We start from the raw sequence: 12,208 nt of genomic DNA, 5'->3' as shown, positions 1-12,208 counted from the left end.
CAAAGTTTAAACATTAAAAAGTGAGCAATAATGTTATTTATCGTACCTTTATAGTACTCAAAATGAGCGCTTAAAAGCGCTTAACAAATAAATAATATTATATAAAATAATTATGAAAAAATTAAACTTAGCTCTAGCTGTTTTAGCAACAAGTACTATGTTATTCTCATGTGGTGAGAAAAAAGCAGATACAACAACTACTCCAACTGAAACGCCTGCTGAAACAACAGCAGCACCAGAAGAAGTAACAGGTGTACAAATCACGTTAAATGCAGATGATCAAATGAAATTTGACCAAACTGAAATTCGTGTTCCTGTAGGAGAGAAAGTTACATTGACTTTAAAACATACTGGTAAAATGGATAAAGCAATTATGGGGCATAACTGGGTATTATTAAAACCAGGTACAGACATGACTGCTTTTGCTACTGAAGCTGCTCAAGCAACAGAAACTGACTATATTCATCCAAGTGGTTTAGAAAATGTAGTAGCACATACTAAAACTTTAGGAGGTGGACAATCTGATACTATTGAATTCACAATTACTGAAGCAGGTACTTATGACTTCTTATGTACATTCCCTGCTCACTTCGCTTTAATGCAAGGTAAATTAATTGCTGAATAGTAATATATTTTTAATGCAAATCTTTAAATGGGGTGTTTAATTAAAACATCCCATTTTTTATTACTCTATTCTAAAGTAGTTTGTACTCTACTCTTGTAAAAGAAAACATTGTCATTTAATTTCATCAATAAACCCAAATAAAAAGCACAAAAAATGTTAAATATGACACTTTTAAAGCTTTTTAGCTCAAAATTAGTAGTCATTTTTTTCTGACTGATTGTTTATTCTTATTTAAGCATGTATATTTGTATCAACAAATTAGCATATAAAATGAAAAAAATTGTATTATCGTTAGCTGTAATCGCTACGTTAACTCTTGCATCTTGTGGAAACAAAAATGCAGATAAAGCAACAACTACAACAGAACAAGAAGTAGCTGTAGAACAAGGAGACAAATATTCAGTAAACTTGACTGAGAGTAATGTAACTTGGAAAGTAGGTCACAAAGGAGGAGTTAACCCTCGTTATGGTACTTTAACTTTAAAAGCTGGTGATATCGCTATCGATGCAAATGGGTTAAACGCAGGTTCTTATACTATCGATATGAACTCTATCAAAGTTGATCGTGCTTCTGTAAGTGCTGATGAAGATATCGCTAAATTAGAAGGTCACTTAAAAAGTGCTGACTTCTTTAACGTAGAAGCTAATTCGACTGTTGATTTCAAAATCACTAATGTAGAAGATTTCGACGCTGCTAAACACACTAGTAAAATAGAAGGAGCTAATAAAGTAGTAAGTGGAAACTTAACTATCTTAGGAAAAACTGTAAACATCACTTTCCCTGCTAAAGTAACTGTAGAGAATGGTAAAGCTGTTATGGATGCTGCATTCGTAGCTGACCGTACAGAATGGGGATTAGTATTCGGTACTACTGATAAAGATTCAGGTGCTGCTCTTAACCCTGCTGACTGGGCTATTAGTCAAGATATGGAAATAGGAATTCATTTAGTAGCTGATAAAGTAACTGAATAATTTCATTCACAATATATCCTGTAAGGGCTACTCTAACGAGTAGCTCTTATTTTTTTTACCCACTTTCTAAAAGAGGAACAAGAATAAAGCCGTAACTTTGAGTTTTGCGAATAGAAAATAGATACAATGAAGCATTTTGACATTATAATTATAGGAGGTGGCCCTATAGGTATAGCCTGTGGACTAGAAGCTAAGAAGAACGGACTTTCTTATCTAATCATAGAGAAAGGATGTCTAGTTAATTCTTTATATCACTATCCTGTCAATATGCAGTTCTTCTCCTCTTCAGAACTATTAGAGCTAGACAAGATTCCCTTTATTAGTAAAGAGAACAAGCCTCGTAGAAGTGAGGCGTTAGAATACTACCGTAGAGTAGTAACAACAAATGAGCTAACAATAAACTTATTCGAAACTGTCTTAGAAGCGACTAAAAACTCAGAAGGTTTATTCGACGTTAAAACTTCTAAAGATAACTATACAGCTAAGGACATTATCGTAGCGACTGGTTTTTATGATATTCCTAATCCATTAAACATTCCAGGAGAGCAATTGCCTAAAGTTTCTCATTACTACACAGATCCTCATTATTATGCAGGTATGGATGTAGTGGTAGTTGGAGCTAGTAATTCTTCTGTAGATGCAGCCTTAGAATGCTATCGCAAAGGAGCAAAGGTCACTATGGTTGTAAGAGATAAAGAAATTAGTTCTCATGTAAAATATTGGGTAAAACCGGATATTGAAAATAGAATTAAAGAAGGAAGTATCACTGCCCTATTTAACAGTAACATCAAAGAAATAACTGATAATACAGTTATAATCAACACAAATAACGAAGAACTAGCAATAAAAAACGACTTTGTCCTTGCACTTACAGGATATCGTCCTAACTTTGCCTTTTTAAAACAATTAGGAGTTACAATATCTAATGATGCTAATCAGACTCCTACTTACAATACAGAAACTATGGAAACAAATGTGACGAACTTATATTTAGCAGGTGTAGTATGCGGTGGTTTAAACACGCACACTTGGTTTATTGAGAACTCTAGAATTCACGCTGTTACCATTCTTACCCACATCATCTCTAAGTATCGATATCGTCGATTTTAGGGCTTGCACTCCTTACACACCCCTTTAGCTACTACGTCTATATCATCTAGCTGAAAACCAGCTGGTACTTCTATTTTAGGGATAGACACTTGTGTTAAACAGATTGTCTTTTTACAATTATTACACACGAAATGTAGATGAGTATCGTGATGATTCTTTTCGTCACACCCCTGAGCACATAGCGCATAATGAGTAATATTATTAGTCGTAATACTATGAAGCAATCCTTTGCTCTCAAAAGTCTTTACGGTTCTATACAATGTCACTCGATCAGATTGTTCAAAGCTTGCCTCTATATCAGCAAGTGATACTGCACCTTTTTGTTGCTTCAAGAATTTTAGAACCAATAAACGCATTGCAGTAGGATTAATCTTTTTAGCTTTTAATTCTTGCTCTAAATTTAGGGTACTCATAATCTCTCATTTTGTGTATAAACAAAGATAAACAATGTTTGTTTATCAACTCGTTTTTACGTAATCAGATTCTATTTAACAACTCTTTAGCTTAAAAACAATCAAAACATTTTAATATAAATAAACATATATGAGTGTTGTAGTAAATAATAAAAACATATATTTATTTTTTTTACAACAATCAAACTAAAAACATAAACTCAAAGTGAATAGTAAACTTATAGGTAGTTCCCTTATTATAGCGGGTACAGCAATCGGAGGTGGAATGTTAGCCATGCCGATTATTTCGTCTGGAGTAGGATTTACAGGCATTACGATAGTAATGATCTTAATATGGTTAACGATGTGTTATACCGCTATTCTATTAGTAGAGACATATAAAGATAATAATCCTGAAGATGGGTTGAGCACGATGACTTATAAATACTTAGGTAAGGCAGGCTCTATCGTCACTGGAATAAGTATGCTAACCCTGATGTACGCTCTAGTAAGTGCTTATATCGCAGGAGGAAGTGATATCCTAAGACTGAACTTAAGTAATTGGTTAGAGACTGATATCAGTCCACAAGTGACTGCTTTTATCTTTACAATTTTATTTGGAGGTATAGTTGGTTTAGGTGCTCGAGTGGTAGATATCGCTACGAGATGGATATTTATTATCAAACTAATCTTTCTATTGATTGTTATCATTGTGATGTTTGGCTATGTCAGAATAGACAATCTCTTACAGATGCCTATAGAGAGTAAACTATTCTTCTCCTCTATTCCTGTTATTTTTACTTCATTTGGTTTTCATATTGTGGTACCAAGTATGGTAAAGTACTTAGATGGAGATATTAAGCTACTTAAAAAAGCGTTTATCTACGGTAGTCTATTACCTCTAATTGTGTATATCATCTGGCAACTATCTATCTTAGGAAGTATAGACTCTAATACTTTCTTTACAATCATAAAAGAAACACAAGGTCTAGAAGCTGTTATCATAGCTGTAAATGGTGTATCTGAGTCTAAGTGGATGAATATTCCTTTAAACATTTTCTTTGCTGCAGCTATCCTTACTTCTTTCTTAGGAGTGGCATTAGCCCTATTTGATTATGTAAAGGATTTAAGTAAAAAGAAAGCTTTTGGAAAAAACAGTGTAATTATTTACCTAATTACTTTTATACCTCCATTATTATTCGCACTTTACTATCCTAAAGGTTTTGTGATAGCACTAAGCTATGCAGCTATCTCTGTAGTGATAACCTCTTTGTTTATTCCTGTACTGATGTACATCAAAGTCAAAAAAGAAAGACAAGAGACCATATCTTTTTTACAAAAGATAGCTTTTAGCTTGATTTTTGCTTTTGGAACAAGCATCTTAGTAATACAAGTTTTAATGACAGCGGGAGTACTCCCTATTTTAGACTAATGAAACAAAAAAGAAACTCGACGAATTAAATAAATTTAAACAAAAAGAAATGCAAAAAATTATCGGAAGTATCCTTATTGTCGCAGGAACGACAATCGGAGCAGGAATGTTAGCAATGCCCATTATATCAGCAAGTGTAGGCTTTACCTTTATGGCCTTTATCTTGTTCTGTATCTGGTTTGCTATGTATTATACTGCTATACTTCTGGTGGATGTATATAAATACAACCCTCCTACAGATGGATTAAATACTTTAACAGTAAAATATCTAGGTAACTCTGGGGCTGTTGCTACAGCGCTAAGTATGCTGATACTAATGTATGCCTTAGTAAGTGCTTATATCACAGGAGGAGGTGAAATATTCAGAACTAACTTAGAGAAGTGGCTACAAGTAGAAATATCATCTCATACTTCTGCTTTTCTATTTACAGCAGTATTTGGAAGTATCATCGCATTCGGCACACGTGTTGTTGACTTTAGTAATAAAATTGTATTTACAACGAAGCTAATCTTCTTGTGTATTGTAATGGCATTATTATTACCTAAAGTAGAAATGATCCACTTACAACATTTACCTACTTCTAGTATTCCTGTATTAGCCACTATTCCTGTAATCTTTACTAGCTTTGGGTTCTATGTAGTTATTCCAACATTGGTAAAATACTTAGACGGAAATATCAAACAACTAAAGCTCGTATTTTTAATCGGAAGTATCACTCCTCTTCTATTATACTTGGTATGGGAACTTACATTCTTAGGAAACTTAGATAGCAATACCTTTACTGCTATACTACAAGAGAACTCTAAAATGGAAGGCTTATTAAAAGCAGTAAAACAAGTACACAACTCAAAAATGATTGGTATTTCTTTTACACTATTTGCTTCTGCAGCATTACTTACTTCTTTCTGGGGAGTAGCCATGGCTTTAAAGGATTATATCCAAGACTTAGGGAAAAACAAACCGCTAATCAAGAATAATATGTCGGCAATGCTATTGACCTTTATTCCTCCATTAGTATTTGCTATCTTTTATCCTGATGGATTCGTAATAGCACTAGGATACGCTTCTATTCCATTAGTAGTTCTTGCTTTAATCATGCCGATGTTAATGTTACAAAAAGCACAAAAGCAAGCAGGAGTTAAACAACCCTTTTTACAGAAACTCGCTTTCGTATTTTTATGGGGGCTTTCTCTTTTAATATTTATACTACAAGGCCTTATGGTTGCTGAAGTTATACCAGCTTACTAAACAAGAAACAGCCTTTATACAATATTAGCCGACTTAACCTAGATTAAGAAATTTCTAGATTAAGTCGGCTTTCTATTTTTAAACCACTACTCCTCAGTACCTTTGTCCTAATAAAATAACACCGTATGAAAAATATAGTTTTGATAGGAGCGTCTGGATATGTAGGTAGTGCTATATTAAACGAATTGATACATCGTCAATACAACGTTACAGCAATCGCTAGAAATACCTCAGCAATATCTAATAGCGCTTTAGTAAAAAAAGTAGCGCTAGATATAACAGATCAAAAAGAACTCGTAATGATGATAACAGGCGCAGATGTAATCATCAGTGCATTCAATGCAGGATGGTCAAATCCTAATCTTTACGAAGACTTTACAACAGGAATACAGACTATACACAATGCTGTAAAAGAAGCTAAAGTAGAGCGCTTAATTGTAATCGGTGGAGCAGGTACACTGTATATTAAACCAGGGCTACAGTTAGTAGACACAGTAGATTTTCCTGACTTTATTAAACCAGGTGCTACAGCAGTAAGAGACTATTTTGAGCAGGTATTAAGTAAAGAAAACGGTTTTATCTGGACATACTTTAGCCCTGCGATAGAAATGAACCCACAAAACCCTGGAAAGCGCACAGGACACTTTAGACTAAGTAATAATACTCCTGTCTATGATAGCGAATGTAGAAGTAGGATATCTGTAGAGGATGTAGCTGTCGCTATAGTAGATGAAGTAGAGAATGAACAGTTTAAAAACACACAATTTACAATAGGTTACTAAAATTCATAATAAGTCCCCATAAGGGAAACAACAGTTCAACAACAAAATAATAGCAATTCTTCCCTTACTAAAAAAGGCTGTAAATCTAATTGATTTACAGCCTTTTTACTTTATTATTTCGATAAGATATATCTTACTACATGTTCTGCTGAGTTCAAACCAAACAAGGCTGGCATCCAGCTATTCGTCCCAAAAAATGACTTTTTAAAGTTACTACCATCTGTCATCTTTAAGCTACTCTCATCAGGTTTTTCTGTAGAGAAGATCGCTTTTACCCCAGAAGATATTCCTTCTTTCTTTAGGCGCTTTCTGATCTGCTTCGCTAGTGGACATACATCTGTCTTACTGATATCTTTAATCACAATCTTATTCGCCATCATCTTTCCTCCTGCTCCCATCGCACTGATTACTTTTACCTTCTTGCGTTTAGCTGCCAAAATAAGGTTAATCTTAGGTGTAATACTATCAATACAATCTAATACATAATCGAAGTCCTCCGTCACAATCTCATGAGCACGTTCAGGAGAAATAAACTCTTCTATACGAATCAAGTTAAGCTCTGGGTTAATATCCATCAATCTATCTCCTACAACTTTCACTTTTGGCATACCAATCGTAGAGTGTAAAGCGGGTAACTGTCTATTGATATTCGTAATATCTACAGTATCTCCATCTACGATAGTCATATTTCCTACTCCTGCTCTAGCTAAAAACTCAGCTGCAAATGACCCAACTCCTCCTAATCCTACTACTAATACTTTCGCATCTTTTAGTTTTTGCAATCCTTCTTCCTTAAAAAGTAATTCTGCTCTTTCTTGCCAAATCGCCATTTATTCTACTTATTATATCAATCTAAGACTGATGTTATCTATTAAAAACTGTTTTATAATTCTGTTCTATGATCGCTTCTATATTCATATCTAATGCGCTTGCCACAGTATATACGTCCTCTATGGTTATCTCCTTAGCATCATCTGTTTCTAAAAACAACTGCTCTCTTGGTACTTTCAAGAAGGTACTTCTCAATGCCTCGTTATAAATAAGGTGTTTGCCAAAAGACAAATAAAAACCATTCTTCCACAGACTCTCTGCTACTTGTTCTTTTTTATTAAAACCGTGTATAATCAGAGGAACCGTAATCTGTAACTCTTTCTTTATCTGTATAACTTCTTGATAAGCCGAAACGACGTGCAAAATTACTGCTTTTTTATACTTTTCTGCAAGTAGTAATTGCCTCTTAAATACTTCTATCTGTAGATTTAACGAAATATTGATCTTCTTATCTAATCCACACTCTCCTATCGCTAAACAATTTGGCTGTTGCAGCTGCTCTTCTAACAAGGCTAACTCTTCCTCTAAACGCTCTTCCTGAATATACCATGGATGTATCCCAACAGTATAGGTAGGAAGGGTATTATCCACTGTCAGAGGATACTGATTGATGATTTCTATTATCCCCTGCTGTGCTGTAATATGATGAGTGTGTACATTTATTTTCATACATACGAAGATAAAAAAAAGCCTCTAATTAGTAAACTAACTAGAGGCTTCTATATCTAAGAGATACTAGACTATTTTAATCCAGCTAAGCTGTGTTCAATAGTTGCTATTTTAGCTAAAGCATCTGCTTCTTTCTTTCTTTCATTCTCGATAACCTGAGCAGGTGCACCACCAACGAACTTCTCGTTTGATAGTTTTCCTTGTACAGATTTCAAGAATCCTTTTAAGTATTTCAACTCTTCTTCTAACTTAGCGATTTCTTCTTCTAAGTTCACACTTCCTGTTACAGGAATGAAGTACTCATTAGATTTCACGCGGTAAGATAGTGCACCACTTACTTGCTCTGTTACATACTCTATAGCAACTACGTTACCTAATTTAGAGATGATACTGTCGAAGTATGTAGATGTTTTCTCGTTGTTGATTACTTTTAAATCTATCGTTTCTTTAAACGAAATATTCTTGTCTTTTCTGATTGTACGGATACCAGCGATAACCTCAGTAGCGAATTCAAACTCTTTAATCAAGTTCTCGTCGAATGACTTCATCTCTGGCCATGCAGATACTACTAATGCATCAGCAGCTGTACGCTCATTAATATGTTGCCAAATCTCTTCTGATAAGAATGGCATAAATGGATGTAACAACTTCAAGTTCGCTTCTAATAACTCGATAGTCTTGTCAAAAGTAGCTTTGTCTATTGGCTGTTGGTATCCTGGTTTAATCATTTCTAAGAACCAAGAACAGAAGTCATCCCATACTAATTTATAGATCGTCATTAACGCATCCGAAATTCTGTATTTAGAGAAGTGATCTTCTATCTCTACTAATGCACTCTGTAACTTCGCTTCGTACCAAGCTAATGATACTTTAGCAGATTCTGGTTGTGCTAATGTCTCAGACACTTCCCATCCTTTGATTAGACGGAATGCATTCCACACCTTATTTGTGAAGGCTTTACCTTGAGCACATAACTCCTCGTCAAACATAATATCATTACCTGCAGCAGCAGATAATAATAATCCTACACGTACACCATCAGCACCGAACTTATCGATTAACCCTAGTGCATCAGGAGAGTTTCCTAATGACTTAGACATCTTACGGCGTTGTTTATCTCTTACGATACCTGTGAAGTACACATTCGTAAATGGTTTCTTACCAGTGTACTCATATCCAGACATAATCATACGTGCTACCCAGAAGAAAATAATATCTGGACCAGTCACTAAGTCATTCGTTGGATAGTAGTAGTTATACTCTTCATTCTCTGGCTGTGTGATTCCGTTAAATACAGACATTGGCCAAATCCAAGAAGAGAACCATGTATCAAGTGCATCCTCATCTTGTTTTAAATCAGCAGCAGTCAAAGCAGCATTACCTGATTTTACTTTAGCTAATTCTACAGCAGTTTCGATATTCTCAGCTACTACAAAGTCTTCTTTACCAGCTCCATAGTAGAATGCAGGTATCTGGTGTCCCCACCATAACTGACGAGAGATATTCCAATCGCGGATATTCTCTAACCAGCTTCTATAAGTATTGTTATATCTACTTGGGTATAACTTTACATCTTCTGTTTCTAATACCGCATCTAAAGCAGGCTTAGCTAACTCTTCCATCTTAAGGAACCACTGATCAGAAAGTCTTGGTTCTATAACAGCTTTTGTACGCTCAGAAGTACCTACATTGTTAATATAGTTTTCTACTTTGTCTAAAGCTCCGATAGATTCTAACTCTGCTTCTATCTCTTTACGAACTACAAAACGGTCTTTACCAGCGTAGTGTAATCCTAATTCATTCAGTGTAGCATCAGCATTAAAGATATCTATAATCTCTAAGTTATGTCTCTCCCCTAGATCCTTATCATTCACATCGTGAGCAGGAGTCACCTTAAGACATCCAGTTCCGAACTCCATATCTACATATTCGTCGAAGATGATAGGCACCACTCTATTACAGATTGGTACGATAGCCTTTTTACCTTTTAGGTGTGTATAGCGTTCATCATTAGGGTTAATACAGATAGCAGAATCTCCTAAGATAGTCTCTGGACGTGTAGTCGCAATTACTAGATAGTCATTAGATCCTTCTATTTGATATTTTAGATGGTATAACTTCCCTTGGCGCTCTTCATAGATTACTTCCTCATCAGATAAAGTAGTCTTCGCTTCAGGATCCCAGTTTACCATGCGGTACCCTCTATAGATTAATCCTTTGTTATATAGGTCAACAAATACTTTTATCACTTGCTCAGACATCTCTGGGTCCATGGTAAACTTCGTACGATCCCAATCACAAGAACAACCTAATTTCTTAAGCTGATCTAAGATTACTCCTCCGTACTCTTCTTTCCACTCCCAAGCATGTGCTAAGAACTCTTCGCGTGTTAAATCGTTTTTATTGATACCCTGCTCTCTCAATTTTGCGACGACTTTAGCTTCAGTAGCGATAGAGGCGTGATCCGTTCCAGGTACCCAACAAGCGTTAAGCCCTTTTAAACGAGCACGACGTATTAATACATCTTGAATCGTATTGTTCAACATATGTCCCATGTGTAATACACCCGTCACGTTCGGTGGTGGTATTACAATCGTGTAAGGCTCTCTGTGGTCAGGAGTTGAGTGGAAGAAATTATTCTCCATCCAGTACTCATACCATTTTTGCTCTACTTGCTTCGCGTCAAATTGTGCAGGAATTGTCATTTACTTATTAATTTTACTTGTTTTTAACATTTTTTAAAGACACATCCAAAGATAACAATACTTTAATCAAATTTTAATCTAAGCACTCTTTCTTTTTACGTACCTTTGTATTATGCAAAAATATGGATTACTATGTAATTACAAAAGATAACACATTACTTTAAATGTTTATTTTTATTTGCGAGTATTCCTAAAGTTTTTAATTTTACAAAACAACAAATAGAAAAATAATGAAAAACATTTTAGCATTATTAGTTTTGGTTTTGACAAGTGCAGTAACATTCGCACAAAAAGGACCAAAAATCGAGTTTAAAGCAGAGAACAATACTATCGATTACGGTACTGTTGTAAGAGGGAAAGATAATGGAGTTAGAACTTTTGAGTTTACTAACGTTGGTGATGAGCCATTAATCATTACAGCTGTAAGATCTACATGTGGATGTACAGTACCTTCTAAACCTGAAGAACCTATTTTACCAGGTCAAAAAAGTAAAATAGACGTACAGTATAATATGGCTCCTGGTAAAATCAGTAGAACTATCACTGTAGAATCTAATGCTGTGAACTATACTAACGGTGTAGTAGCACTACGCATCAAAGGTGAAGTTGTAAACAACTAATCAGAAAATAGACAGAAAAACAAAAGGGATTGCTCACGCGATCCCTTTTTTATTTTATACGATAAGCAATTCTTTATTTCTTAAAGAAGATATTATTAGCAATTGCTTTCTCGAAGTTCTTCACTTCTTTAATCTGTATTTTAGCATCAAAGCCCTTGATATGTTTTGTATGGTGGATATCAGATCCTACGAAGTCTATCATATCATTGTTCAACAGATAGTTTGCTGCCTCTAATACATGACTTCCATAGTATCCTGTAGTAGACAATAAGTTCATCTGAAACTTACACCCTGATTTTTTAAGCTTCTTATACATTTCTGTATTCTTGTGATAGAAGTTATAACGCTCTGGATGCGCTAAGATAATCTCATACCCATTCGATTTTAAATGGAATAGAATATCCATTAATTGTATAGGTGGATTGATATAAGACATCTCTACTAATACATAGTTATCTTTTAATGTCAATAGCTTCTCTGAATGAATGCGCTGTAAGAAGCTCTCATCCATCATATACTCAGAAGCCACTCTCAACTGAAGAGACTCTGCCTCTGTAGGTAGTACCTCTAATACCTCATCATATTTAGATAATATTCCTTCTTTAGTATTATCCCATACTAGCGGTGTAGTATGTGGAGTGGTAATCGCTTGGTCAAAGCCCATCGCTTTCATAGACTCTATAATAGTCTTTGTATCCTCTTTAGTCTGCGCCCCATCATCAATACCAAACATTAAATGAGAGTGAATATCTACATAATTATTTGGAATTAATGTTTTAAGCTCTGGTTTAGATTTAAATAATCCGAACATATCTTTATAT

At 34.8% G+C, this 12,208-nt stretch carries 12 protein-coding genes; 7 read left to right on the top strand and 5 right to left on the bottom strand.

What is annotated here, in order from left to right:
- The first annotated feature begins 112 nt into the window (after positions 1-112).
- The 3 genes from azu (at position 113) to AABL87_RS08670 (ending at position 2,707) form a co-directional block, all read left to right on the top strand.
- Positions 113-625 (top strand): azurin, encoded by a 513-nt coding sequence (gene azu / locus AABL87_RS08680; protein WP_006261976.1) that lies wholly within the window; start codon positions 113-115, stop codon positions 623-625.
- Between the two features lie 270 nt (positions 626-895).
- Positions 896-1,597: a YceI family protein gene (locus AABL87_RS08675; protein WP_006260250.1), complete on the top strand. Its 702-nt coding sequence runs from the start codon at positions 896-898 to the stop codon at positions 1,595-1,597.
- A gap of 126 nt (positions 1,598-1,723) precedes the next feature.
- A complete protein-coding gene (locus tag AABL87_RS08670; RefSeq protein WP_006261978.1) occupies positions 1,724-2,707 on the top strand; it encodes a YpdA family putative bacillithiol disulfide reductase in 984 nt (327 codons plus the stop codon).
- Here the strand turns inward: AABL87_RS08670 and AABL87_RS08665 are convergent.
- The gene (locus tag AABL87_RS08665) at positions 2,704-3,120 is read right to left on the bottom strand and encodes a Fur family transcriptional regulator (RefSeq protein ID WP_006260252.1); all 417 of its coding nucleotides are present in this window, start codon (positions 3,118-3,120) and stop codon (positions 2,704-2,706) included. The genes AABL87_RS08670 and AABL87_RS08665 overlap by 4 nt on opposite strands.
- Before the next feature lie 205 nt (positions 3,121-3,325).
- Between AABL87_RS08665 and AABL87_RS08660 the strand changes: the two genes are divergently transcribed.
- The 3 genes from AABL87_RS08660 (at position 3,326) to AABL87_RS08650 (ending at position 6,562) form a co-directional block, all read left to right on the top strand.
- Positions 3,326-4,531 (top strand): aromatic amino acid transport family protein, encoded by a 1,206-nt coding sequence (locus AABL87_RS08660; RefSeq protein WP_006260253.1) that lies wholly within the window; start codon positions 3,326-3,328, stop codon positions 4,529-4,531.
- Positions 4,532-4,580: 49 nt separating this feature from the next.
- Positions 4,581-5,780, top strand: a complete 1,200-nt coding sequence (locus AABL87_RS08655; RefSeq protein WP_341277189.1) for an aromatic amino acid transport family protein — start codon at positions 4,581-4,583, stop codon at positions 5,778-5,780.
- Between the two features lie 125 nt (positions 5,781-5,905).
- Positions 5,906-6,562: an NAD(P)-dependent oxidoreductase gene (locus AABL87_RS08650; RefSeq protein WP_341277188.1), complete on the top strand. Its 657-nt coding sequence runs from the start codon at positions 5,906-5,908 to the stop codon at positions 6,560-6,562.
- Between the two features lie 113 nt (positions 6,563-6,675).
- On the opposite strand, the gene AABL87_RS08645 is transcribed toward AABL87_RS08650, so the two are convergent.
- The 3 genes from AABL87_RS08645 to AABL87_RS08635 form a co-directional block, all read right to left on the bottom strand.
- The gene (locus tag AABL87_RS08645; RefSeq protein WP_006260257.1) at positions 6,676-7,392 is read right to left on the bottom strand and encodes a tRNA threonylcarbamoyladenosine dehydratase; all 717 of its coding nucleotides are present in this window, start codon (positions 7,390-7,392) and stop codon (positions 6,676-6,678) included.
- Between the two features lie 34 nt (positions 7,393-7,426).
- A complete protein-coding gene (locus AABL87_RS08640) occupies positions 7,427-8,062 on the bottom strand; it encodes a TatD family hydrolase (protein WP_341277187.1) in 636 nt (211 codons plus the stop codon).
- Positions 8,063-8,133: 71 nt separating this feature from the next.
- A complete protein-coding gene (locus AABL87_RS08635; RefSeq protein WP_341277186.1) occupies positions 8,134-10,767 on the bottom strand; it encodes a valine--tRNA ligase in 2,634 nt (877 codons plus the stop codon).
- Between the two features lie 230 nt (positions 10,768-10,997).
- Between AABL87_RS08635 and AABL87_RS08630 the strand changes: the two genes are divergently transcribed.
- Entirely contained in the window at positions 10,998-11,387 is a 390-nt protein-coding gene (locus AABL87_RS08630) for a DUF1573 domain-containing protein (RefSeq protein ID WP_006260260.1), read from the top strand.
- Positions 11,388-11,460: 73 nt separating this feature from the next.
- Here AABL87_RS08630 and AABL87_RS08625 read toward each other — a convergent pair whose 3' ends face one another.
- Positions 11,461-12,198 carry a tyrosine-protein phosphatase gene (locus tag AABL87_RS08625; protein ID WP_006267042.1) on the bottom strand — a complete coding sequence of 246 codons (738 nt, stop codon included), beginning with the start codon at positions 12,196-12,198 and terminating at the stop codon, positions 11,461-11,463.
- Positions 12,199-12,208 lie beyond the last annotated feature (10 nt).

Source organism: Myroides sp. C4067, from assembly GCF_038039665.1.
Lineage (GTDB): Bacteria > Bacteroidota > Bacteroidia > Flavobacteriales > Flavobacteriaceae > Flavobacterium > Flavobacterium odoratimimum.
Note: the sequence above shows the minus strand (reverse complement) of the source record. Positions and strands in the feature narration are given on the sequence as shown.

Excerpts from the sequence above, each read along its gene's own strand:
- AABL87_RS08630 (WP_006260260.1), top strand. The coding sequence starts at position 10,998 with ATGAAAAACATTTTAGCATTATTAGTTTTGGTTTTGACAAGTGCAGTA.
- AABL87_RS08675 (WP_006260250.1), top strand. The coding sequence starts at position 896 with ATGAAAAAAATTGTATTATCGTTAGCTGTAATCGCTACGTTAACTCTT.
- AABL87_RS08635 (WP_341277186.1), bottom strand. The coding sequence starts at position 10,767 with ATGACAATTCCTGCACAATTTGACGCGAAGCAAGTAGAGCAAAAATGG.
- AABL87_RS08655 (WP_341277189.1), top strand. The coding sequence starts at position 4,581 with ATGCAAAAAATTATCGGAAGTATCCTTATTGTCGCAGGAACGACAATC.
- AABL87_RS08645 (WP_006260257.1), bottom strand. The coding sequence starts at position 7,392 with ATGGCGATTTGGCAAGAAAGAGCAGAATTACTTTTTAAGGAAGAAGGA.
- AABL87_RS08625 (WP_006267042.1), bottom strand. The coding sequence starts at position 12,198 with ATGTTCGGATTATTTAAATCTAAACCAGAGCTTAAAACATTAATTCCA.
- AABL87_RS08650 (WP_341277188.1), top strand. The coding sequence starts at position 5,906 with ATGAAAAATATAGTTTTGATAGGAGCGTCTGGATATGTAGGTAGTGCT.
- azu (WP_006261976.1), top strand. The coding sequence starts at position 113 with ATGAAAAAATTAAACTTAGCTCTAGCTGTTTTAGCAACAAGTACTATG.
- AABL87_RS08670 (WP_006261978.1), top strand. The coding sequence starts at position 1,724 with ATGAAGCATTTTGACATTATAATTATAGGAGGTGGCCCTATAGGTATA.
- AABL87_RS08665 (WP_006260252.1), bottom strand. The coding sequence starts at position 3,120 with ATGAGTACCCTAAATTTAGAGCAAGAATTAAAAGCTAAAAAGATTAAT.
- AABL87_RS08640 (WP_341277187.1), bottom strand. The coding sequence starts at position 8,062 with ATGAAAATAAATGTACACACTCATCATATTACAGCACAGCAGGGGATA.